The sequence below is a fragment of the Maribacter litoralis genome, assembly GCF_003075045.1.
Lineage (GTDB): Bacteria > Bacteroidota > Bacteroidia > Flavobacteriales > Flavobacteriaceae > Maribacter > Maribacter litoralis.
On the sequence record NZ_QCZD01000001.1, the window covers coordinates 1,420,373 to 1,445,255 of the forward strand.

Annotated in this window: 26 protein-coding genes; 18 read left to right on the forward strand and 8 right to left on the reverse strand. The window is 34.1% G+C overall.

The genetic code is table 11. The annotated features are described in order from the left end of the window. Window positions 1-7: 7 nt before the first annotated feature. Entirely contained in the window at window positions 8-1,285 is a 1,278-nt protein-coding gene (locus DCS95_RS06375) for a DUF2851 family protein (protein WP_116769927.1), read from the reverse strand. A 57-nt stretch (window positions 1,286-1,342) separates the two neighbouring features. Continuing rightward, entirely contained in the window at window positions 1,343-1,651 is a 309-nt protein-coding gene (locus tag DCS95_RS06380; protein WP_116769928.1) for a rhodanese-like domain-containing protein, read from the reverse strand. Window positions 1,652-1,791: 140 nt separating this feature from the next. Between DCS95_RS06380 and DCS95_RS06385 the strand changes: the two genes are divergently transcribed. The 12 genes from DCS95_RS06385 (at window position 1,792) to DCS95_RS06440 (ending at window position 12,197) form a co-directional block, all read left to right on the forward strand. Continuing rightward, on the forward strand, window positions 1,792-2,238 hold the full coding sequence (locus DCS95_RS06385) for a MarR family winged helix-turn-helix transcriptional regulator (protein ID WP_116769929.1): 447 nt from the start codon (window positions 1,792-1,794) through the stop codon (window positions 2,236-2,238). Window positions 2,239-2,246: 8 nt separating this feature from the next. After that, entirely contained in the window at window positions 2,247-2,879 is a 633-nt protein-coding gene (locus DCS95_RS06390; RefSeq protein WP_116769930.1) for an NAD(P)H-dependent oxidoreductase, read from the forward strand. A gap of 30 nt (window positions 2,880-2,909) precedes the next feature. Next, window positions 2,910-3,491 (forward strand): YceI family protein, encoded by a 582-nt coding sequence (locus tag DCS95_RS06395; RefSeq protein WP_201304100.1) that lies wholly within the window; start codon window positions 2,910-2,912, stop codon window positions 3,489-3,491. 268 nt (window positions 3,492-3,759) lie between these two features. Then, a complete protein-coding gene (locus DCS95_RS06400; RefSeq protein ID WP_116769932.1) occupies window positions 3,760-5,157 on the forward strand; it encodes an anthranilate synthase component I family protein in 1,398 nt (465 codons plus the stop codon). Window position 5,158: 1 nt separating this feature from the next. Beyond that, window positions 5,159-5,722, forward strand: coding sequence for an anthranilate synthase component II (locus DCS95_RS06405; RefSeq protein ID WP_116769933.1), 564 nt, complete (start codon window positions 5,159-5,161; stop codon window positions 5,720-5,722). Window positions 5,723-5,758: 36 nt separating this feature from the next. Further along, window positions 5,759-6,754 carry an anthranilate phosphoribosyltransferase gene (gene trpD / locus DCS95_RS06410; protein ID WP_116769934.1) on the forward strand — a complete coding sequence of 332 codons (996 nt, stop codon included), beginning with the start codon at window positions 5,759-5,761 and terminating at the stop codon, window positions 6,752-6,754. Between the two features lie 49 nt (window positions 6,755-6,803). Then, window positions 6,804-7,589: an indole-3-glycerol phosphate synthase TrpC gene (gene trpC / locus DCS95_RS06415; protein WP_116769935.1), complete on the forward strand. Its 786-nt coding sequence runs from the start codon at window positions 6,804-6,806 to the stop codon at window positions 7,587-7,589. Between the two features lies 1 nt (window position 7,590). Then, entirely contained in the window at window positions 7,591-8,217 is a 627-nt protein-coding gene (locus DCS95_RS06420; protein ID WP_116769936.1) for a phosphoribosylanthranilate isomerase, read from the forward strand. Beyond that, the gene (trpB, locus tag DCS95_RS06425) at window positions 8,214-9,398 is read left to right on the forward strand and encodes a tryptophan synthase subunit beta (RefSeq protein ID WP_116769937.1); all 1,185 of its coding nucleotides are present in this window, start codon (window positions 8,214-8,216) and stop codon (window positions 9,396-9,398) included. Before DCS95_RS06420 ends, trpB begins: the two co-directional genes overlap by 4 nt. A gap of 7 nt (window positions 9,399-9,405) precedes the next feature. Further along, window positions 9,406-10,170: a tryptophan synthase subunit alpha gene (gene trpA, locus DCS95_RS06430; protein WP_116769938.1), complete on the forward strand. Its 765-nt coding sequence runs from the start codon at window positions 9,406-9,408 to the stop codon at window positions 10,168-10,170. Window positions 10,171-10,455: 285 nt separating this feature from the next. Beyond that, window positions 10,456-11,955: a M20/M25/M40 family metallo-hydrolase gene (locus tag DCS95_RS06435; protein ID WP_116769939.1), complete on the forward strand. Its 1,500-nt coding sequence runs from the start codon at window positions 10,456-10,458 to the stop codon at window positions 11,953-11,955. Between the two features lie 98 nt (window positions 11,956-12,053). Next, window positions 12,054-12,197, forward strand: a complete 144-nt coding sequence (locus DCS95_RS06440) for a hypothetical protein (protein ID WP_164674133.1) — start codon at window positions 12,054-12,056, stop codon at window positions 12,195-12,197. A gap of 74 nt (window positions 12,198-12,271) precedes the next feature. Here the strand turns inward: DCS95_RS06440 and DCS95_RS06445 are convergent, their stop codons facing one another. Then, window positions 12,272-14,818: a phosphoenolpyruvate carboxylase gene (locus DCS95_RS06445; protein WP_116769941.1), complete on the reverse strand. Its 2,547-nt coding sequence runs from the start codon at window positions 14,816-14,818 to the stop codon at window positions 12,272-12,274. Window positions 14,819-15,115: 297 nt separating this feature from the next. Next, window positions 15,116-15,784 carry a uracil-DNA glycosylase family protein gene (locus DCS95_RS06450; protein WP_116769942.1) on the reverse strand — a complete coding sequence of 223 codons (669 nt, stop codon included), beginning with the start codon at window positions 15,782-15,784 and terminating at the stop codon, window positions 15,116-15,118. 83 nt (window positions 15,785-15,867) lie between these two features. Here DCS95_RS06450 and DCS95_RS06455 point away from each other — a divergent pair, with 83 nt between their 5' ends. Further along, complete coding sequence (locus tag DCS95_RS06455; protein WP_076551090.1) at window positions 15,868-15,996, forward strand: 30S ribosomal protein THX; 129 nt, start codon at window positions 15,868-15,870, stop codon at window positions 15,994-15,996. Between the two features lie 2 nt (window positions 15,997-15,998). On the opposite strand, the gene DCS95_RS06460 is transcribed toward DCS95_RS06455, so the two are convergent. The 4 genes from DCS95_RS06460 to DCS95_RS06475 form a co-directional block, all read right to left on the reverse strand. Further along, window positions 15,999-16,364 carry a hypothetical protein gene (locus tag DCS95_RS06460; protein ID WP_116769943.1) on the reverse strand — a complete coding sequence of 122 codons (366 nt, stop codon included), beginning with the start codon at window positions 16,362-16,364 and terminating at the stop codon, window positions 15,999-16,001. Between the two features lie 47 nt (window positions 16,365-16,411). After that, entirely contained in the window at window positions 16,412-17,173 is a 762-nt protein-coding gene (yaaA, locus tag DCS95_RS06465) for a peroxide stress protein YaaA (protein ID WP_116769944.1), read from the reverse strand. Between the two features lie 89 nt (window positions 17,174-17,262). Beyond that, window positions 17,263-18,294, reverse strand: coding sequence for an RluA family pseudouridine synthase (locus tag DCS95_RS06470; RefSeq protein ID WP_116769945.1), 1,032 nt, complete (start codon window positions 18,292-18,294; stop codon window positions 17,263-17,265). Next, complete coding sequence (locus tag DCS95_RS06475; RefSeq protein ID WP_116769946.1) at window positions 18,295-18,885, reverse strand: PASTA domain-containing protein; 591 nt, start codon at window positions 18,883-18,885, stop codon at window positions 18,295-18,297. A 175-nt stretch (window positions 18,886-19,060) separates the two neighbouring features. Between DCS95_RS06475 and DCS95_RS06480 the strand changes: the two genes are divergently transcribed. The 5 genes from DCS95_RS06480 (at window position 19,061) to DCS95_RS06500 (ending at window position 24,849) form a co-directional block, all read left to right on the forward strand. Then, complete coding sequence (locus tag DCS95_RS06480) at window positions 19,061-20,035, forward strand: D-alanine--D-alanine ligase (RefSeq protein ID WP_116769947.1); 975 nt, start codon at window positions 19,061-19,063, stop codon at window positions 20,033-20,035. A gap of 31 nt (window positions 20,036-20,066) precedes the next feature. Then, window positions 20,067-20,519, forward strand: a complete 453-nt coding sequence (gene coaD / locus DCS95_RS06485; protein WP_116769948.1) for a pantetheine-phosphate adenylyltransferase — start codon at window positions 20,067-20,069, stop codon at window positions 20,517-20,519. 123 nt (window positions 20,520-20,642) lie between these two features. Beyond that, window positions 20,643-22,490 carry a PAS domain S-box protein gene (locus DCS95_RS06490; protein ID WP_164674134.1) on the forward strand — a complete coding sequence of 616 codons (1,848 nt, stop codon included), beginning with the start codon at window positions 20,643-20,645 and terminating at the stop codon, window positions 22,488-22,490. Window positions 22,491-22,604: 114 nt separating this feature from the next. Beyond that, window positions 22,605-24,458, forward strand: coding sequence for a PAS domain-containing sensor histidine kinase (locus DCS95_RS06495; protein ID WP_116769950.1), 1,854 nt, complete (start codon window positions 22,605-22,607; stop codon window positions 24,456-24,458). After that, window positions 24,445-24,849: a response regulator gene (locus tag DCS95_RS06500; RefSeq protein WP_116769951.1), complete on the forward strand. Its 405-nt coding sequence runs from the start codon at window positions 24,445-24,447 to the stop codon at window positions 24,847-24,849. The genes DCS95_RS06495 and DCS95_RS06500 overlap by 14 nt, the downstream gene beginning before the upstream one ends. Window positions 24,850-24,883: the final 34 nt, after the last annotated feature.

Genomic DNA, 24,883 nt, shown 5'->3' on the forward strand with positions numbered 1-24,883 from the left:
TATAAAATTAGGCTTTTACATTCATTAAAGATGCCCCAATAGCACAATCCAAGCATTTATCTTTCTTACAATAGTTATTATACAACTGTAAGTATGTTTGAGAATCTTTAGCACTTATTATCGATGCCTGCAATTTATCAAAATTAGCTATTATACTGTTTTCTTCTTTTTTAATTTTCGCCATCATTTGAAACAGACCTTCATTGTCCGTTGCACCTTTATATTGGCGGTATGCAAACTTTAATGGTATAATAGTGTTTATAAACAGTAAATTTAAAAATGAGCTTGATATTCTCTTTTTGCTCTGTTTTGAAATCTTGCCAAAATTATAATGTGTGTCCCAATATGGTGAGGTACCAATTTTTAGAATATCGAAGAAGTCCGACTCCTCCTTTTCAATCAACAAATGAAATAAATTATTATTTTCTGCATAAATAGCGCTCAATTGCGCTAATCTTATGGTCGGAAAATTCATGGGTCTTAACCTAAAAAACTCGGGAGACTTAAAAACCGGTGTCAAATTAAACTTATGCGCTAGGTAGTTATATTCCTTTTGTAAAACTTCTAAATACTTATCGTCGGTTGTAGCGTTATCTAACAATTTTGCCTGCCCAAAGAACAAACTTTCCATCTGAAGCGGCTTTTTATGCAATTTTCTTATAATAGAAAAATCTATTGATTTACCGATCTCCACAAATACATCTCTATTAATTTTAGAACCAAATGATTTTAAAAGCATTAAAAATAAAACTTGCTCCCAATTATTATTGGTATAAACAAGCAGCTCGGTAATGAATATTGATTTTTGCTCTAAACGTTCTACAAATAGTCTATCTAACCAATTCTCTTTAATAAACTCGTCTACTTTATCAAAATCATTTTCACAATTGATAAACTTATAATTTTTAGTACTGAACAATTTCTGATAGTTCTGTAATAATGATTCAGAAATAATATCTTTAAGGGATACCGTTGGTATTTGACTTCCGTCTTTTCTATATACAGAAATATCATCTTCCCATACAACATGCAAAATTACATTGTCATAATTACGATCTTCTTGGTGATTATGCGCATACCAATCTGATGATTTTAGATGAATTTCTACATTACCAGCCCATAGCTGCCCGTTCAATTCTATTTGTGCATTGAAAAAATCAGGTCCACTTAAATCATTATGAGTACCGGCAGACTTGACATAAACATCTTCGTCTGATGTTGTCTTGAGCCCATTCACTGGATATTTTTTGTACTTCCAAATAAAATGAAGTAAGTCTTCCTTCATTTTATAAAAATAAAAAACCCGCTGTAAAGCGGGCATATTTTCTGAAAAGAATTGAAGTTAAGCGGTTTCACCTTCCCAATTCATAAATCCTCCTTGAAGATTAAAAGCTTTATCAAAGCCTAAGTTTTTCATGATCGCACATGCCTGACCGCTTCTTGCTCCAGACCTACAGTACACATAATAGTTTTTTGTTTTGTCAAGCTTCTCCAATTCTTCAACAAACTCTTGTCCTTTATAAATATCGATATTGATTGAATTAGGAATTATACCTTCTTCTACTTCTTCTTCTGTTCGTACATCGAGAATTACTGCATTAGAATCTTTCTCTAACTGCTCTTCCCATTCTTGTTGTGATAAATCTGCCATAGTGTAAATTATATGCTGTAAAAATAATCGATTTTTATTTATTGAGACCGTCTTCATGTTTTTAACAAAAAATTAATCATAACAATTAAATCCAATTCCAAATATAATTATACATTTGTATATACAATTATTGTACATACATGAATGTAGAGGAAATTATAAAGACGAATAAAAAAATGCCGTTGGCCAAACGGACATTAATTCATGTTGCTCTTGTAGCAAATAAAATTAACGAAGGTGTTTCTACGGTTTTAAAACCTTATGACATATCGGTACAACAGTTTAATGTGCTGCGAATCTTAAGAGGGCAAAATGGAAAACCTGCAAATCTTTCTACTATTAACGAACGTATGGTTACCAAAATGAGTAATACTACCCGTTTGGTAGACAAGCTAATTTTAAAAGGGTTTGTAAACAGAACGGTATGCGAAAAAAATAGAAGAAAAGTAGAAATTGTAATTACCGAAAACGGATTAAATATTTTAAATGAAATTGATGGAATACTTTTTGAAGCAGAAGAAAATATGCTTAAAAACTTTACCAAAGAAGAATTACACCAATTCAACGAATTATTAGATAAATTTTAAGCACAACTATGAGTACTATTTTAAATAAGTTAAACTGGCGTTATGCCACCAAAAATTTCGACAGCTCTAAACAAGTGAGCAACGAAGATTTGAATACATTGTTAGAAGCTGGAAGACTAACAGCTTCTTCTTACGGTTTGCAACCTTATGAGATTTATGTAATCAAAAATGAGGAAGTAAGAAAAGAATTAAGAAAAGCTTCTTATGACCAACCGCAAATAACAGACGCATCTTGTATTATTGTTTTAGCCAACAAGCCTACCTTTGATGATAGTATGATAGATGAATACATAGCTAATATTATGAAAGTTCGCGGTCTAAGTAAAGAGGATCTTGAAGGGTTTTCCAAAACAATGAAATCAACTCTTTTAGACCTTCCAGATGCTTACAAAGGCGCATGGACTTCTAATCAAGCCTATATTGTTTTAGGTAACCTTATGACGATTGCCGCTGAAATGGAAATTGATACCTGCCCTATGGAAGGTTTTGACAAAGAGCAATACAATGAGATATTAGGCCTAACAAACAAAGGTTTAAACGCCGCGGTAGTGCTGGCCGTTGGATACCGATCATCTGAAGATGCAACACAGCATTATCCAAAAGTAAGATACCCAGAAGAACAAATTATTACACATATATAAATTAAACACAATCATTTTAAAATTAGAAACATGAAAAAATCATTATTAAGTTTAGTATTCGTAGCTGTTTTTGGCTTTAGCGCAACTGCTACTACCCCAATTGACGGAGAAAAGAAAGAAGTAAAAGTTAGTGAAAGTACAGTTACCTGGAAGGGCTACAAAGTTACCGGTGCGCACAACGGTAGCATAAACCTAAAATCTGGCCATTTAGAAATGAACGGCAAAAAATTGACAGGAGGGGAATTTGTGGTTGATATGACTTCAATTACCGTAAACGACCTTGAAGCTGGTAAGGGAAAAGAAAAATTAGAAGGACATTTAAAATCCGCAGATTTCTTTGGTGTTGAAAACAACCCAACATCAAAATTGGTTTTTACTTCCGTTAAACCTATGAACGATAATTCATACACTGTAACCGGAGACCTTACCATTAAAGGCATAACTAAACCTGTAACTCTAGTTGTTTCTATGTTCGAAAACAAAGCTACTGCTACTGTAAAGATTGACAGAACAAAATTTGATATTAAGTATGGTTCAGGAAGCTTCTTTGACAATTTAGGTGATAAAGCTATCTATGATGATTTCGATTTAGTAGTTGATCTAGCACTATAACACCCATTAAATTCCATTGACCCTGTGGAATTACAACAATTTAAAATCCCTTTGAGATATATTCAAAGGGATTTTTATTTTTGCCAAGGTAAAGTTTGAAAGTTTAAATTTCCTTTTTATATTTGGTGCTCAATGAAAAATTTAATCGCAAATACTTGGTGGTGGAACAACTTACGAAAAACATCGTGAGCACAGCATCATTGTAGTAAAACTATATAAAGGCTTGTCATCACGACAAGCCTTCTTTATTTTATAAAAGTACCTATGTATGGCCTATCAATTTAAAACATATCATAAAAAAATACTTGCCGATACCGTTACCCCGGTAAGTGTCTACTTAAAAATTAGAGACCGTTTTCCAAATAGCATTCTTTTGGAAAGTAGCGACTATCATGCAAACAACAACAGTTTTTCTTATATCTGTTGCAACCCAATTGCATCTATTAAAGTGGAAAATGAAGTTATTACCAAACAATTTCCAGATGGTGTTATAGAAGATATTGAAATAACACCAGAAATTGATGTGGTCAACTGTATCGATTCTTTCAGCAAAACTTTTAAAGCTGATGACAATGACTATAAATTCATTAATAACGGCTTGTTTGGCTATATGGCTTACGACGCCGTTCGGTATTTTGAAGATGTAGATATATCGGTTAAAGATGACTCTGTTCATATTCCAGATATTTACTATGCCGTGTATCAAAATATCATAGCTATAAATCATTATAAGAATGAAGCATATCTTTTTGCTCATTGTTACAATACCGAGAACAATATCCCTGAACTGGAACAACTTCTAAACATTAGAAATTTTGCCACCTACAACTTTAAGATCGAAGGAGAAAGAGAATCTAATTTAGAAGATGAAGATTACAGAAAACATGTTGAATTAGCTAAAAAACACTGTCAACGTGGCGATGTTTTTCAGTTGGTGTTAAGCAGACGTTTTTCCCAAGGTTTTAAAGGTGATGAGTTTAATGTATATAGAGCTTTACGTTCTGTAAATCCATCTCCATATCTATTCTATTTTGATTATGGTGATTTCAAAATATTTGGAAGCTCTCCAGAAGCGCAACTGATCGTTAGCGAAGGTAAAGCTGAAATACACCCTATTGCGGGTACTTTTAAAAGAACCGGTAACGATGAACAAGATGCTCAACTTGCGAAAGAATTGAAAACGGACAATAAGGAAAACAGTGAGCACGTGATGTTAGTAGATCTTGCCCGTAACGACCTTAGTAGAAACGGTAGTGTTGTACAGGTAGAAAACTATAGAGAGGTGCAATTTTTCTCCCATGTTATACACTTAGTTTCTAAGGTTACAGGAATGAAGAAAAGTGATATTCCTACCATGAAAGTGGTAGCTGACACTTTCCCTGCCGGTACATTAAGTGGCGCTCCAAAACACATGGCCATGCAACTTATTGAAAAATATGAAAAAACCAGTCGTGGGTATTATGGTGGAGCTATAGGTTTCATGGATTTCTCAGGAAATTTTAATCACGCCATTATGATCAGAACATTTTTAAGTAAAAATCATAAACTACATTACCAAGCTGGTGCCGGATTGGTCGCTGCATCAAACCCAGAAAGCGAACTACAAGAAACATATAACAAACTAGGCGCTTTGACCAAGGCATTAGAAATAGCTGAAGACATATAAAATGAAGAAAACATTAGTTATAGATAATTACGATAGTTTCACTTATAACCTAGTGCATTATTTAGAGGAATTAGGTTGTGAAGTTATTGTAAAACGTAATGACCAGCTTACCCTAGAAGAGGTTGATGCATTTGATAAAATTGTACTTTCTCCAGGTCCAGGTATTCCTGATGAAGCTGGATTATTAAAACAAATCATCAAAAAATATGCACCTACCAAAAGTATTTTTGGAGTTTGTTTGGGGCAACAGGCAATCGCTGAAGTATTTGGTGGTTCCTTAATAAATTTGGATGAAGTGTATCACGGTATTGCAACTAAAATAAAAATCACAAAGGATGATATTATTTTTGAAGGACTTCCAAATGAAATTGAAGTTGGCAGATACCATTCTTGGGTTGTAAATCCTGATTTACCGGAAGTTTTAGAAGCAACATCTGTAGATGAAAACGGACAAATAATGTCTTTACGCCATAAGGAATATGATGTACATGCCGTGCAATTTCACCCCGAATCGGTGCTTACCCCGGAAGGAAAAAAAATGTTAGAAAATTGGTTGAACGCTTAAACCAGCCTTAAGAACCAACTATATAGTATTACAAAAATGAAAGAAACATTAAACAAGCTTATAAATCACGAGATACTTTCTAAAGAAGATGCCAAACGCATTTTGGTGAATATCGCAAAGGGTGATTACAACACAAGTCAGATCGCGGCTTTCTTGACCGTCTATATGATGCGAAGCATTACCATTGAAGAATTAGAGGGTTTTAGAGATGCTTTGTTAGATTTATGTTTGGCGGTAGATTTATCTGCTTACAATCCTATTGACCTTTGTGGTACTGGAGGTGATGGTAAAGACACTTTTAATATTTCTACACTGGCTTCTTTTGTTACCGCTGGTGCAGGTGTAAAAGTCACTAAACATGGTAATTATGGGGTTTCCTCTAAATGTGGTAGTAGTAATGTGATGGAATTTTTAGGAATAAAATTCAGCAACGATGCCGGCTTTCTTGAAAAATGTATTGATGAGGCAGGTATTTGTGTATTACACGCTCCCCTATTTCATCCTGCTATGAAAAATGTGGCTCCTATTCGTAAAGATTTAGCAGTAAAAACGTTCTTTAATATGTTAGGCCCAATGGTAAACCCTGCATTTCCAAAGAACCAAATGGTGGGTGTTTTTAACCTTGAGCTAGCTCGTATGTATGGCTATCTTTATCAGAAAACCGATAAGAATTTTACTGTGCTACATGCTTTAGACGGTTATGACGAAATATCATTGACAGGTAGCACCAAGACCATTTCAAATACTACCGAGGCGATGCTAAAACCATCTGATTTTGGTGTGGCAGAAATTAAACAATCGGATATTGTTGGTGGTGATGGTATAGAATCATCCGCGCAAATTTTCATGAACGTTTTACAAGGCAAAGGTACTGAGCCGCAAAACAATGTGGTATGTGCCAATGCAGGTATCGCCATTGCTACGGTAGAAAACCTAACTCCTATTGAGGGTTTTGAAAAAGCTAAGGAATCGCTATTAAGTGGTAACGGGTTGGTAGCTTTAAAAAAAATACAGGAACTGAGTAAAAATTAAATCGAATGCCGTGTCTCGAATTATCGAGACTATAATAAACATATATGTTATGAATATTCTAGATAAGATTGTAGCGGATAAACGAAAGGAAATTGAATTAAAAAGTTTGATTTTTCCAGCCGCTCAATACACACATTCGGTAATTTTTAAAAGAGACACTTTTTCTTTGGCTCAAGCGCTTAGAAATAGTGACACGGGAATAATCTCTGAATTTAAACGCAGATCTCCGTCTAAAAAAACCATTAATCAGAATGCCAATGTTGGGCAGGTAGCAATGGGATATGAAAAAGCAGGCGTTTGCGGTATGAGCGTATTGACCGATATTAAATATTTTGGTGGTTCTTTAGAAGATTTAATAATTGCCAGGGCTTCCGCACAAATCCCTTTACTCCGCAAAGAATTTATAATCAGTGAATACCAAATTATAGAAGCAAAAGCTTATGGTGCCGATGTTATACTTTTAATAGCTGCAGTGCTGACTAGGGAAGAAATTAAAAAATTCTCTGAATTGGCAAAAAGCTTGGGTCTAGATGTACTCTTAGAGGTTCATAACGAAGAAGAGCTTCACAAATCTATTATGCCCAGTATAGATATGTTAGGTGTTAACAATAGAAATTTAAAGACTTTTGAGGTTAGTTTAGAGACTAGCAAATCACTTTCAAACTTAATTCCCGATGATTTTGTAAAAGTGTCCGAAAGCGGAATCAGCTCTATTGAAGCTATTAAAGAGTTGAAGGAATATGGCTATCAAGGTTTTCTTATTGGTGAAAATTTTATGAAAACCGACAACCCAGGTAAAAGCGCCATAACGTTCATAAAAGATTTAAAAAAATAATATGAAACTCAAAATCTGCGGAATGAAACTAAATACATCTGATGTTGCTCAATTGCAACCAGATTATCTTGGTTTTATATTTTGGAAACCTTCATCGAGGTATTTTAAAGGTGAAACTCCAGATTTACCACATCAAATTAGTAAAATTGGTGTTTTTGTGGATGCAGATATAGATGATGTCATTAAAATTGTTAATAAGCATCAGTTACAAGGAGTTCAATTGCATGGTCATGAGAGTGTTGAATACTGCGTACAAGTTGCTTCCGAATTAAAAAAATGCAATCAGAAGGTCGAAATTATTAAAGTTTTCTCCATAAAGGAAGCATTCAATTTTGATGTACTAACACCTTATGAAAATGTTTGCGACTATTATCTTTTTGACACCAAAGGAAAGTTACCTGGTGGTAATGGTTACACATTTAATTGGTCTGTCTTAAAAGATTACCCTTCTACCAAACCTTTCTTTTTAAGCGGTGGAATTGGGCTGAACAATCTTGATAAGATTAATGAATTTTTAAAAAGCCCCGAGTCTAAGTATTGCTATGCCATTGATGTAAATAGCAGATTTGAAATAGAACCGGGTTTAAAAAATATTGAAGAATTACAAAAGTTTAAAGAAGCGCTATGAATTATAATGCTGACGAAAAAGGATACTACGGTGAATTTGGCGGTGCCTTTATTCCCGAAATGTTGTACCCAAACGTTGAAGAGCTACGACAAAATTATTTAAAACTGATGTATGAAGATTCTTTTCAGAAAGAATTCAATCAGCTTTTAAAAGACTATGTTGGTAGACCTTCTCCCCTATATTTTGCTAAACGACTTTCTGAAAAGCACGGCTGTAAAATATATTTAAAAAGAGAAGATCTAAACCACACTGGTGCGCACAAAGTAAATAATACCATTGGTCAGATTCTAATGGCTCAAAAGCTAGGTAAGACAAGAATTATTGCCGAAACTGGTGCTGGGCAACATGGTGTCGCCACTGCTACCGTTTGTGCTTTAATGGGCATGGAATGTATTGTTTATATGGGCGAAATTGATATTGCCCGTCAAGCACCTAACGTGGCTCGTATGAAAATGTTAGGCGCAGAAGTAAGACCTGCAAAATCAGGTAGTAGAACCCTAAAAGATGCCACGAACGAAGCTATTAGAGATTGGATCAATAATCCGGTAGACACCCATTATATTATTGGGTCAGCTATTGGCCCGCATCCTTACCCAGATATGGTAACCCGTTTTCAATCTGTAATTTCAGAGGAAATAAAATGGCAATTAAAAGAGAAAGAAGGTCGTGAAAACCCTGATTATGTAGTGGCTTGTATCGGTGGTGGCAGTAATGCAGCTGGTACGTACTACCATTTTTTGCATGAACCTGATGTTGGTATTATTGCGGTTGAAGCTGCCGGTAAAGGTATAGATTCCGGAGAAAGCGCAGCTACATCGGCACTTGGCAAAGTTGGGATAATTCATGGTTGTAAAACTATGCTAATGCAAACAACAGATGGTCAAATTACTGAACCCTATTCTATTTCCGCAGGATTAGATTATCCTGGTGTTGGTCCAATGCACTCGCATCTATATAAATCTGGTCGTGCTGAATTCTATTCTGCTACGGATGATGAAGCAATGGCTGCCGGTCTTGAGTTATCTAAATTGGAAGGTATTATTCCTGCAATTGAAACGGGACATGCATTTGCAATTTTTGAACATAAAAAATTCAAAAAAGATGATGTTGTTGTTATCAGCCTTTCCGGTCGTGGAGATAAAGATTTAAATACTTACATAGATTACTTTAAGCTAGCATAACTTTATTATGAGCAATAGAATTACCACAAAATTACAAGAAGGCAAAAAACTCCTTTCCATATATTTTACTGCTGGTTATCCTGCACTCAACGATACCGTTAAAATCATTGAAGATTTAGAAAAAAACGGTGTTGATATGATCGAAATAGGGTTACCATTTAGTGATCCTTTAGCAGACGGACCAACAATTCAAGAAAGCTCTACTGCTGCATTGAAAAACGGAATGACCACCGAAATTCTTTTTAAGCAGCTAAAGGACATTCGTAAATCGGTTTCAATCCCATTAATTATTATGGGTTATTTCAACCCGATGTTACAATATGGTGTGGAGGCTTTTTGCAAAAAATGTCAGGAAATTGGTATCGACGGACTTATTCTACCCGATTTACCGCTCGATGTTTATCAAGACGAGTACGAAGAAACGTTTAAAAAATACGGACTTTTAAATGTTTTCCTTATTACCCCACAAACTAGTGATGAGCGGATCCAACAAATCGATAACGCCTCAAACGGATTCATTTACATGGTAAGTTCTGCGAGTGTTACAGGATCAAAATCTGGTTTTGGTCAAGAACAAGAGAATTACTTTGAGCGTATCGCTAACATGAAATTAAAGAATCCACAAATTGTTGGTTTCGGTATTAAAGACGAAGAAACTTTTAAGCAAGCTACCAAAACAGCTAAAGGAGCCATTATAGGTTCTGCTTTTATTAAGCACTTGACTGCAAGCGGAGTACATTCTATTGCAGAGTTTGTAAAAACTATCCGTTAATTACAATAGTGTTCCTCTAACTATGGTATAAGAACGACCAATCTTTAGGTTATTCTTATACCATTTTTAATTTCTACGATTTAAAATGGGACCATTATAAAGCTTATCATCAAGCATCTATTACTCCATTTAATGTTGCGGTCAACAATCGCATGCCCTAGTAAATTAGATGATATGTTTTTACTATTATTTTTTTAGTTTCCTTTAACACAGGTAAGCATCCTTTTTCATGTTCTTTTCCCTGCAATTTGCTTACATTTAGAGAATATATCTACGTGAACCAACATGAAAAAATTACTTACCATTGTATTGCTATTTTCTCTTTTTTCAGCAACTGCCCAAGACTCCATTTTAATAAAATCAAAGGTTGCAAATGCCATTGGTGAATTAAGGGAATTTGTTGCCATACCAAATGACGCATTGAATGCCGATGATATTGATACCAACCTTTTTTGGCTTAGAAAAAAATTTACTGAACGCGGTTTTAATAGTACCATTTTAGAAACAGAAGGTCTTCCGCTATTTTTTGCCGCCTTACCAATGGACGATAATAAGCCTACTATTTTATTCTATATGCATTTAGATGGGCAATCTGTTGATGCCGCTAAATGGGACCAGGCAGACCCTTACAAAGTAGTTTTGAAATCTAAAACTAATGAAGGCTGGAAAACCGAATCTTTTTCAGATTTAACTGATGACATCAATTATGACTGGCGACTTTTTGGTAGGTCTACCTCTGATGACAAAGGACCTATAATCATGTTCTTAAACGCTATTGATGCGCTTAAAAAAGATAATATTGATATTCCGTACAACGTAAAGGTTATATTAGACAGTGAAGAAGAAAAAAGTAGCGCCCCGTTACCAAAAGCGGTTCGAACCTATAAAGATTTATTACAGGCAGATTTCTTGGTGATTAATGATGGCCCTGTTCATGTTTCGGGAAAACCTACCATCGTATATGGTTGTAGAGGAATCACAACGTTATCAATTACTACCTATGGCCCAATAAAACCTCAGCATAGTGGTCATTACGGAAATTATGCACCTAACCCAGGTTTTCAATTAACACAGCTTTTAGCTACAATGAAAGATGCTGATGGCAAAGTATTGATAAAGGGCTATTATGATGGAATTTCTTTAGATGATGCAACACTAGATATTTTAAAAAGTGTACCTGACAACATAGAAGAAATCAATAAAAACTTGGCAATATCAAGCCCAGAAAAAGTGGGTAGCTTTTACCAAGAATCATTACAATATCCTTCTTTGAACATAAGAGGTTTAGGCTCTGGATGGATTGGTGACCAAGCTAGAACAATTGTTCCTGCCACTGCCACTGCAGAGTTAGATTTAAGGTTATTGCCCGAAAGTGATGGAACAATACTTAAAAACCTGGTAAAAGCTCATATTAAAAATCAAGGTTACCATGTAATGAACACTGAACCGACAATGGAAGACCGTCTAAAATATGACAAAATCGTTACTATTAAAGAGGGTTCTGTAACCGATGCCTTCCGTACTGAACTAGACAATCCATTCGGTAATGGTATCGTAAAGACTATGGAATCTAAATTTGGAGAAAAACCTGTTCAGATTCGTATAATGGGCGGTACGGTGCCTATTTCACCATTCATCAATGAATTAAAAATTCCTGCGTTTATTGTTCCGATGGTAAACCCAGACAATAATCAACATAGCCCAAATGAAAATTTAAAAATTGGACAGATAGCCTATGGCATAAAATTATTTTATGCCCTGCTTAGTCCAAATCAAGCTGAATAGCTTGGTTTAACATTCTATAACAAAGCTTTATAAAGCAATTAACGCAGTTCTTGTCTTCTATTTGGTATCTTAAAATTGAACCTAAAAAAAATAAAACTATGGGAATTATAAAAGATAGAAAAAAGTTTAACAGAAAAGTAGAACAGAACAACCCCACAAACCCTACGGGAAACACTGATATAGACACTAACAATTTTGATATTGATAAGGAAACTATTAAGAATCAACAAAACAAAAAATAGTATACTACATCAATAAAAAACTAAAGCCCGATTCATAATTTGAATCGGGCTTTTCTTATAGTATTACTTATACTTTATGCCGAATTTCGACTGGCATTAATATTTCCATAAAGAGATCTAGTTACAATTTTTTCATACAACTCTTTAAATTCTGTTCCCTCACCTATTCTTTGTAGGGCATATTGTTGAATAACCAATAACGGCAATACTATACTTTCTCGTATTTTAATGGACTCTCTTGAAATTGCTTCTTTCTTCATTAAGATTTCCATACCGGAAAGTTTTAAAAGCATCTCTTTAGACAATTCATATTCTGCATGTAGAATTTCCCAAAAAGCACCATACTCTTCGTTTTCTTTCATGTAGCTGGTCAATTCAAAATAGCATTTGGTAAGACTCATCATACTGTTCATCATCAACGCTTGAAAGAACGGCACTTCTTGGTATAACCTTTTAGCCTCTTCGAACCTTCCATCCTTTTCGAGCTTCTCCAATGCAGTTCCTATACCATAATAACCAGGTACGTTCTGCTTTAATTGACTCCAAGAACCCACAAATGATATTGCTCTTAAATCAGACAATTCAAGCTTGGCTTTATTCCCTCTTTTACCCGGTCTACTACCAATATTAGCTTTTGTATAATATTTAAGCGTACTCATATTTTCCAAGTACGGCATAAACTTATCATGATGTTTTAGATCATCATACTTTTTAAAACTCAATTCAGATAATTCTTCAATCAATTCTCTATCTGAATCTGAAATAACGATCTCTTTTTCTAAAATGGTATTTGACAGACCGGCAGTCAATAATTGCTCACTATTATAAATGAACTGCTCTTTTGTACCATAAGTACTTGTAATGGTTTGCCCTTGAATGGTAAGCTGAATTTCATTATTGGCAACCTTATTTGTCTGCGCAGCATAGAAACGATGGGTTTTTCCTCCTCCTCTTGCCGGTGGACCTCCTCTACCATCAAAGAAAATGGCCGCTATATCATGTTCATCACAAACTTCCGATAATTCTTCTTTGGTTTTTAATATCGACCAATTGGCTTTAAGATAACCACCATCTTTAGTGCCATCAGAAAAACCTAGCATAATGGTCTGCTTATTATTCCTATTCTCTAAATGTGCTTTGTATTCAGGTAAACTGAACAAAAACCTCATAGTATCTTGAGCGGTATCCATACCGTTCATGGTTTCAAACAACGGCACTATATCAAACGTAATTTCCTTATCTGCCCAGCCGCACCATCTAAACAATGCATAAACGAAAAGAATAGAGAATTTATCTTCAGAATTACTGATGATGTACCTATTACAACCCTCTTCTCCATTTTTAGCTTGAATAGTCTGTAATTGAAGTATGTTCTTAATAGTATCTTTTACAATCTCCTCTTCATAATCACTTGCAGATAAATTCAACTTTTCATGCAAAAGAATATCTAACAATTTTTCTTCAGATAATTCGCTCAGTTCCGATTTTATAAAACCGTTCTTTTTTAAAACCTCTACCATTACCTTGGTATGCATACTGTGGTCTTGACGAATATCTATGGTTGCAAAGTGAACTTTAAAAATCTTTACCTTATCTATAAACTTTTCAAGATCCTTAAGGTAAAGGCTTTGATATTTTTCAATTAGTATCGATTGTATTTCCTCTAAAGGAACAATCAAGTCTTCATAGCCAATATCCTTAGAGCTATCGAACATAGCCGTATAAAGGTTGGCTCTAAGTTTCTGCAAAGGTTCTTGTACATCTTTAAAGGTTAGTTTATGCACCAATCCCTTTAAATCATTATAATAACACTTCATTAATGTTAAACGAAGTTCGTTCATTACATCTCTAGTAATATCGGCAGTTACAAACGGATTACCATCTCTATCTCCACCTGGCCAGAAACCTAGTTTTACAATATCATGATTTTCAAACTGCTTTGACCCTGTACTCCCTTTTATATATGCGTACATATCACCAATAGCATCATAATACACATGTCTTAATGTATAGATGATGTTTTTGGCTTCATCTAAAGGAGTTGGCTTTTTAGCATTAATCAACGAGGTAAGACCTAACTGTTGTAAACCTACATCTATTTCATCGATTTTATCTTCTAAAATTAAGGTTCTAAGATTAGTGATAATATCCAATACTGCCGGAGTATAGAACTGAGTTGGGTGTGCCGTTAATACAATTCGCGCACTAAATGTGCTCAACTTATCCCAAATTGTATCCCAAGATTTATTCTTTTCTACAAGCTGAAAATAATCTTTTAAGGATAGGGAGCTTGAATGCTTATGCAACTTAGGAAACGCTGCGTCTTCAACACTATCATAAAGAACCACTTGTCTCTCCACGTACTGTATAATGCGGAACATAAAGTCTATCTGCTCTTTTTCGGATTTAATTTCTACGAAGTTCTCGAAAAAATTCTCAAGAATTTCTTTTGGGTTTAGACCATTACTTAATCCCTTTTCCGATTGATTCAATAGTAAAGGAATCAACATACCCACATTTTCGATATTCTCGTAGGGTAGATTTAAGAATAGACTATTATAAACATTGAATTTATTTTGGACAGACTTCTTAAATTCTGCCAATCTTTCTTTTTGCTGCATATATTAAAAACTTTTGGCCGTACCATTACGGCAAACTCTTTAAATTTCGAACATAAATATCGCTATTCCAAGAGAATTTAGAGAATCATTTTTGTGAAATATCATATTCATGGTCGTATACCACAAAATTGTCTGTATTGACAACAAATATTCCAAAAAACACGAACAGCTATATATCTTTACAATGTAAATAAGTAAAAAATTTTTTCATTTTCATATAGTGTTCTCGTAAAAGAGTCTTGTCTTAAAAGCAAGACTCTTTTTAGTTTTACACCCAATACCACTAACATTTGAATTTTAAAAATGATGCTTATACTGTAAAACCCTAAAATCTATTGTATTGAACTTAGGATTTTGCCTCTTCAACGTTTTATAAAGTTCAAGACTGCCCACTGCCCTATTTGCTGCTCCAGAAGGTGCCGTTAATGAAACCGTTCTTATTACCTTATTGGTACAAGGATGTTCAAATTCATGAATTCTAGGCACATCATTTGAAACCGATTTGAGAACTACAGATTTCTCTTTTAAGTGTTTTCTAAAAAAATACTCTGGTCCGTTTTTACTGTTTCCACCTGTAAAAAGAAGGGTATGAATTTTTGGGTACTTTTCCAGATATTCTAAAACATCCCTTAATTGTATGTTTTTCATGCCTAAATCAGAGGCGTCTATTTTTATCCTTTCAGCAGAAGCTACAATATCACAAATACCAATTTTTCTTTCCCTCAAAAATAATTTACGTTGGTCTATCGCCTTTTGAGTAGTCTCAAACTGTAAATTAAGATCAAAGATTTTATTTAATATAGGCCATAACTGCCCATCTCTACTTCCATAGCAAAAATTTACATCTCCTTCCTTGAGATCTCCAGTAGTAAAACGAGGGGGTGGTAAGGTTCCTACAATAAGTTTTTCCGTAGAATTATTAATAAAAGGTTCATAAGGATGAATATGCTTAAATATCTTTTGCATTAGTGTTTTATTCTCTTGAGCCTATTATAAAGACCGATCATTACTAAATTACTAACTTTAAGAGAAAGCAAAGACAACGAGATATGGGAAAAGGAGACAAGAAATCTAAAAAAGGGAAAATATCCAATAATTCTTATGGTGCAAGAAGACCACGAAAGATTAAGAAAAGACCTACCGTTGAGGAAAAAATTAAAATCAATAAAAAGAAATAGTCTTAATCGTCTATTCTAAAGGTAAGATCTACTTGGTTATCTTCATCTAAAGAAATCTCATACGTATAAAAACCTATGGGAAGTGAATCTGAAACTACCTCCGTCGGAAAATAATTTAAGCTGGTTGAATCGGTAAGAATCGTTATTCTGGTATTGGCAAAAGCGGTTTCGAATTCCATGTAATTAGAAAACTCACCTGCTGCTATATTCTCATATACGGTATCCTTTTCCGCTACCCTTACTTCATTAAAAAATAACTCGGTACTATTTTGAATTCGAATATTAACGAGGTTAACCTCATCATCCCTATCAGTACAAGAAAATAATAGAACAACAAAAATTACAGACAGCAGATATACCCTTTTCATAAACGTATTTTTATATACTCTATGAACGAAAAAGAGCGAATTATATTTTATCTGATAAAAACGGGTTCGTTTTCCTTTAAAGTATGTTCTTGACTGAATTGGTAATCGTCTAAATTAAACCCTTTAATGTCACTTAAAGATTTAGCATCGGTATCTATAATATACCTTACCATTGCACCTCGAGCTTTTTTAGCAAAGAAGCTGATAATCTTTAATTTATCCTTTTTCCAATCTTTAAAAATTGGAGTAATAATTTCTGCCTTTATTTTCTTAGGTTTTAATGCGCTATAGTATTCGTTACTTGCTAAATTCACCAACAGCTCATCATCTTCCATTTCATTGTTTAAATGATTTGTAAGCCTTTCTCCCCAATATTCATACAAGTTTTTCTTTCTGCCAATTTTTAAAGATGTACCCATTTCTAATCGGTACGGCTGCATTAGATCCAACGGTTTTAAAATACCATACTGTCCAGATAAAATTCTAAGCGTCTGTTGCAACTTCTCAATTTTTTCTTCGGATAAGGTATACGCATCCAAACCTTGGTATACATCACCACTAAAGGCGTACACGGCCTGCCTTGCATTTTCTGGAGTAAATGGTGTAGTAAAATCTTGATTGCGTTGCCAATTCAATTGCGCCAAATTATCTGAAATAGACATTAGCTCAGAAAGTGCCTTAGGTTTCTTCTTCTTTAATACTTTGTTCAGCTTTTCAGCATCATCGATAAATTCAGGAGATGTATATTTAGTTGTTGGCAATTCACTTTCGTAATTCAACGATTTTGCCGGAGAAATAACAATTTTCATAATGCAATTTTAATACCCAAAAATAAACATGATCAACTGTACCACCTACAAAAGATAAAAAAGAGTTTAAATAGTGGTATTGACAAATCTTATGCCGTACTATTTTTACTATAACTACGCCATTTTTCTATAGCGCTCGCCATATCATCTGGTATTTCAGAATCAAAACTCATATGCTTACCAGTTACCGGATGTACAAAACCTAATGTTTTAGCATGTAACGCTTGCCGAGGCAATAGTTTAAAGGTATTTTCTACAAATTGCTTGTACTTTGTGAATGTTGTACCCTTTAAAATTTTCTCGCCTCCATAACGCTCATCGTTGAACAGGGTATGACCAATATATTTCATATGCACCCTAATTTGGTGCGTTCTACCTGTCTCTAATTTACAAGATACCAGCGTAACGTAACCTAAACGTTCTAAAACCTTAAAATGGGTAACTGCTTCTTTTCCTTCCTCACCTTCAGGAAAAACATGCATCTGTAATCGGTTTTTAGGATTTCGCCCAACATGACCATCAATGGATCCTTCATCTTCTTCAATATTTCCCCAAACCAAAGCTATATATTCCCTTTCTGAAGTTTTATCGAAAAATTGTTTTGCTAAATGTGTCATAGCAGCTTCGGTCTTTGCCACAACTAAAAGACCCGATGTATCTTTATCTATACGATGCACCAAACCTGGTCTTTCATTACTGTTAGACGGCAAGTTATCGGTATGATGTATTAAGGCATTAATCAAAGTTCCCGTATAATTACCATGCCCAGGGTGTACCACCATACCTGCAGGTTTATTCACTACCAATAATACATCGTCCTCGTAGACAATATCCAAAGGAATGTCTTCTGGAACCAACAAAAATTCGTGCGGAGGATGCTCAAAAAGCACCTTAACCTCATCGCCAGCTTTAACTTTATAATTAGATTTTACTATCTGATCATTTACCCATACATGACCATCTTTGGCAGATTGCTGTATTTTATTCCGCGTAGCATTTTCAATAAAATTCATCAAAAATTTATCTACACGTAGCGGTACTTGACCTTTTGATGCTACAACCCTATGATGTTCAAAAAGTTCTCCATCTTCATTCACTGGGCGTTCAATATTATCTTCCATTTAATCCTCAGATTCAGATTTAATAATGGCCCTCTCGGTAATGCTACCATTACCACAGATCAGTTCTATCTTAGAAGTTTTGGGCAGCTTATCGCCTGGTTTAATATCCTTACCCTTAAATTTAATACGATAGACCATGTCTTTACCTAACTCATCAATATAGGTAACCCTTTGTACATCTAAACCTACTGCCTTTAACATAGAAGAGGCATTGCGCTTGGTCACCTGAATTATTTGGGGCACGGTAACTTTTTTATATCCTGATGGATTGACCGTAAAATATACTTTTCTGTTCTCCTTAACTTTTGATCCTGCCGCAGGGTTTTGTTCTATGATAGAAAACCTTGGGTAATCTGGATTATAATTTGCAGAATCCAACACCTCATATCGCAATCCGGCTTGTTCTATAGATTTTCTCATTTCCATTACCGACTTTTTAGAAAAGTCTGGCACTTCTACAAACTCACCATGATTGGTAGTACTCTTCAGGTACCCTAACACAAGAAAAATGATGATGATTAGTACCAATAACGCAAGACCAAGTTGAATTAAAAATGTCTTACTTTTTAAAAAATTGAAAAAATTTCTCATACAAATTATTTGACCAGACAAATATAGTAAATGCCCCCTTACCTTTTAATGAGCTTACGGTTATAGTTAATGCATATCCAAAAATTATATATCGGGTTCATGAATGAACAAGGTTTTCTTTTTTATTTTATTTCAATGCTCCATCTTTGCTATAGCATTTTAACAGACCATACAGATGAAAAAAAATATAGCAATTATAATGGGAGGCTACTCTAGTGAATATAAAATATCACTTAAAAGTGGTAATGTGGTCTATAATTACCTAAATAAGGAAAAGTTCAACCTGTTTAGAATTCATATTTTTAAAGATAAATGGGTCTATGTCGATGATGAGGAAAACGAAACACCTGTAGACCGTAATAATTTTTCAATACCTCTTAACGGTACATCTATAACTTTTGATTGTGTTTTTAATGCCATACATGGCACACCAGGTGAAGACGGATTAATGCAGGCCTACTTTGAACTTTTAGGTCTTAAACATACATCATGTAATTTTTATCAAGCAGCTCTAACCTTTAACAAGAGGGATTTATTAAGCGTTCTTAAACCTTACGGAATTAAGTCTGCGCCATCATACTATTTAAATTTAGGAGACCCAATCAACGAAGCCGAAATCATTGAAAAAGTCAAGTTGCCGTGTTTCGTTAAAGCTAATAAATCTGGTAGTAGTTATGGTATTAATAAAGTATATAAACCCGAAGAATTAAAGGGTGCCATAGAATCTGCATATAAAGAAGATGATGAAATAATTATAGAAGGTTTTCTAGAAGGTACAGAAGTATCTGTTGGTGTATTAAAAATAAAAGGAGAAACAACTGTTTTCCCTATCACCGAAATAGTATCTGAGAACGATTTCTTTGACTACCAAGCCAAATATGAGGGTAAATCGCAAGAAATAACACCCGCCAGAATTAATGCCGTTCAATTGAAGAAGGTTACAAAAACTTCAAAAAAAATATATGATGTCTTAAAAATGACCGGCTTTTCTCGAAGTGAATTTATATTTATAGGAAACGAACCATATTTGCTTGAAATGAATACTACACCAGGTTTAACCACTGAGAGTATTTTACCGCAACAAGCAAAAGAAGCAGGCATTGAATTGGGTATGTTATTTGAACACGCTATAACCGAAGCATTATCTTAAATTGCCTATATTTAGCAAGTAAAATCTTTATATGAGACGAGCAATTTTTCCCGGTTCTTTTGACCCATTGACTTTAGGCCATCATGACATTATTATGAGAGGCATCACTTTATTCGATGAGATTATAATTGCCATAGGAAAAAATGCAGATAAAAAGTACATGTTCAGCTTAGAACAACGTATAAAATTTATAGAAGAGGCATTTAAAGATGTACCCTCAATTTCTGTAAAATCATACGAAGGGCTTACAGTAGATTTTTGTAAGAAAGTAGATGCTAATTTTATTTTAAGGGGATTGCGCAACCCTGGAGATTTTGAATTTGAGAAGGCAATTGCACATACAAATAGAAAATTATCTGAGATAGAAACCGTGTTTTTATTGACCTCATCGGGCAAATCATATATAAGTTCATCTATAGTAAGAGATGTAATACGCAACGGTGGCGATTACACTGGCTTAGTACCTGATTCTGTAAGAAAATAAGCGTATTTCATCGGCCAGACAACATAAAAGGCCCGTATAACCACACTTTTTCGCAAAAACACAACAATTTACAAGGTAAGGTTGGAATATTCTTATAATTTAGTAGGAAAATTCTTTCCACCTATGCTAAAATCAAAAAATAGCTCTTCATTTTCTTTAGATTGGATTCAACAAATTCCATCATCTATTGCCATCATAGATACCGATTACAATCTTATAAGTGCTTCACCCAGGTGGTTGGTCAATTTTCAATTTGATCTTGATCAAATAAAAGGTAAAAACCTTGATAGTCTTTTCCCAGAACTTTCTCAAGAACTTACTACACGGTTAAAGTATAGCTTAGATGGTTTAAGGGATATTAAATTTAAGTACAACGCTAAAAATTCCCATTACTCATCTGAAGACTCCATTTGGCATTTAAACCCCTGGAAAGATGGGTATGGCAATATCATTGGTGTAATCATAAAAACAGAACCTATTTCCAAAACCCAAGAGCTGGAATTGGAACTGAACAAGACAAAATTATTGCTTAATAATAAAAGGTCTGTTGCAAAAATAGGAAGTTGGGAGCTCGATGTCGTTAACAACTTATTACAATGGACACCAGTGGTGAACAAGATATATGGTTTAAAAGTAGATTATGAACCTACTTTAGATAATGCCATCGACTTCTACGTAGACGAATCTAAAGATATCATAAAAAAGGCACTTGATGAAGCTATCAACTCAGGTAAACCTTGGAACGTAAAAGCTCAGCTACAACAACAAGATGGAAAAATTATTTGGGTAAACACCATTGGCAGACCAAAGTTTAAAGACGGTAAGTGCACCAGAATTATTGGCACTATTCAAGAAGTTGATGAAATAAATCAAATTGACATACAGCTTACTAAACTAGAAAACGAGCTTAACGAATACCCATTATTTGAGAAAATACCACTAGGTCTAGCTATTGTAGATTTTAGTACTGGAAGAATTATAAATGTCAATCAACAATTTTTAAAACTATCTGGTTATGACAAAAATTATTTCCTGAACAAGAGTGTTAAGAGTTTCGTGAGTTCAACGCTCATTAGCAAATCAGACAACCTAATGCAACAATTAGAAAATAACGGTGTATTTAAACCTGTGAAATTTACATATTCAAACAAATTAAAACATCAATTAAATCTAAAGGTTACTGGAAATCTGCTTGTAGGACGTAATAGCAAAAAGAGCATTCTCTGTACTATTGAGAATATTACAACTCAAACTAAATTAGAAAAGAGGTTAAAAAATACCATTACCGCATCAAGGGAAAAAAATGACCAGCTTCTCAACTTTGCCCATATGGTTTCACATAATCTTAAAACCCATGCTACAAACTTTTCATTGCTTTTAAATTTTCTAAACGATGAAAAAGGGCTTACTCAACGAAATAAATTTATGACGATGCTTTTCAATGCATCCGACAATCTATCTGAAACCATTAAAGGTCTTAGGGAGATCGTAGCAGTGAAATCTAATGTAAACAATGAGAAGAAATCACTTTGCTTAAACGATAGTATTTTTATCGTTGAGCAGAATGTAGCTGGGCTTTTAAAACAGACAAATGGTAAAATCATTAATGAAATACCAGACGACGTTACCATTAAAGCTTTGCCTGCTTATTTGAACAGTATATTGACCAACTGTATTACAAATTCCATAAAATATAGGAGTGAAGACAAAACACCTATTATAATTTTAAGTGCAGAAGAAAATGAAAATTATACTATTTTAAGTATTGAAGACAATGGTTTGGGTATTGATTTAGAAAAATATGGCGACCAATTATTCGGGCTTTACAAAACCTTTCATAGAAACAAAGATTCTAGAGGTATTGGCTTATACATAACAAAAAATCAAATGGAAGCAATGAAAGGTAAAATTACTGTAGAAAGTAATCCTGGGCAGGGTTCTATTTTTAGATTTCACTTTAACAAAAAATAATAACGCAGTTTAAAATCTGATTTTTAATTCTTTTACAACGTAAATGATAGCATTCACAACAATTATACAGTTAACTGTTTCAATCCCTTTAAATTCGTAAGAAATTTCAGCGGCATGGTAAAAGTTCCCCTAACATCTAACGCCTCGTACATAATTAGACAATTACCGGCACCAACTGCCTTCATTGATACTAATTTTAACATTGTTCAGACCTCTGACAAATGGACGAGCCTTTTTAATAAAAATGACGAATGCTCTAACTCAGGAAGCTTATTTGAAGTTTTCCCCGATTTAAGCCATAAATGGAAAATGGTCATAGAAAATTGCTTTAAAGGAAATTCACAACCAATGGGCATACACAAAGCCATTGATTGCGACGGACAAGAGCTTTGGTTTGAGTGGACCAACGCACCTTGGTACGACGTTGATGAAAATATCGTTGGAGCAATCATTCAATTGAGTAACATTACCGACGCCGTAAAAAATGAGCTTGAGCTAAATAAAAAAGAACTTTTTCTACAACAACAAGCCGAAATCACTAAAATTGGTCGATGGGAATATAATATTGTCGAAAACAAATTGTTTTGGTGCGAAACCACAAAGGCAATACATGAAGTACCGAGAGATTTCACCCCTAATATAGAAACTGCTTTATTCTATTATAAAGAAGGGCATAGTAGAAATACTATTTCCATGTCATTATTTGAAGCACAGAACAAAGGCAAAACGTGGAGCAACTTAAAACTACAGATTGTAACCGCCTCTGGAAAAGAAAAGTGGGTAATGGCTGGGGGAAAACCTATCTACAATAAAGGGGAAATGGTAGGTTTAATAGGTACTTTTCAAGATATTCATGAGCAGGTAGAGGCACATACTAAAACCATTGATAACGAAAAATTACTTAGAACACTTATAGACAACTTACCCGTTAATGTTTATATCAAAGACACTGAATCGAGAAAAGTATTGATCAATAAGGCTGAATGTGAATACTTAGGCGTAAACGACCCAAAAGAAATTATTGGAAAGAACGACTTTGATCTTTACCCTTTAGAAGCTGCCAGAAAATCTCGTGCAGAGGATTTAAAAGTAATGAACACTCTTAAACCAGTAATTGGTAAGGAGACTAAAAAAACTACATTAGACGGCAAGGTAACATCTTTTCTTAGTTCTAAAATACCGCTACTTAACAGTAAAGGAATTGCCTATGGTATTGTTGGTATAAGCTTGGATATCACTAGACTTAAGGAAAAAGAAAAAGAATTACGTAACATTATTAATATTGCCTCTGTTCAGAATAAAAAATTATTAAACTTTGCTCATATAGTTTCCCATAATTTGCGCTCTCATTCTGCAAATTTCTCCATGCTTTTAAACTTTTTGGAAAATGAAGAAGACGAGAATGAGAAAACAAAAATTGTGGAAATGCTTACCAAAGCTTCTAATAATTTACTTGAAACTTTAGACAACTTAAATGAAGTTGTTTCCATAAACACGAATACCAATATTGAAATAAAGGAGTTACCTCTAAATGACAAGATATTAGATACTAAACAGCATTTATCTTCACTTCTTTCAAATAACAATGCCACCATTGAAAACAATGTACCGGAGGACTTTATGGTTCATTCTGTACCGGCATATTTAGATAGTATTTTAACGAACTTTATCTCTAATGCCGTTAAGTACAAACACCCAGAAAGAGATGCTAAAGTAATTTTAAGTGCAGAGAAAAAAGATAACTATTCAATATTGACAATTGCAGATAACGGACTGGGAATAAATTTAGAAAAGTATGGCAAAAAGCTCTTTGGAATGTATAAAACATTTCATGATCATAAAGACGCCAGAGGTATAGGTCTTTACCTTACCAAAAATCAAATTGATGCTATGAACGGTAAAGTTGAAGTTAGTAGTGTTGTAGGAAAAGGTACAGAATTTAAAATTTTCTTTAATGAAAAAAATTAGTGATATCACTATTATTGATGACGATGCAATTACCGTTTTCGGTTTACGAAAATTAATTTCTTCAAGTGTAGAGTGCAATTCTATAGCATCGTATGCAAATGGCAAAATTGCTATAGACGCTATGAACGATTTTTTTAATAGCAAACAGCAAATTCCACAGATAATATTTTTAGATATTAATATGCCCATTATGGATGGGTGGGAATTTTTAGAAGCTTTTATCAACCTACCGATTAGGGAAAAAATCAGAATCAATATTGTCACCTCTTCCATTGACCCTCGTGATCAACAGCAATGGGAGTATTTTAAAGGAAAAAGCCATCATTTAATTACATTCAATCAAAAACCGATCGATAGAAATAAAATCGTTGAAATTACCCAAGTTGCTTAAAGCAATAAAGTAATTATTATTTTTACTATCAATT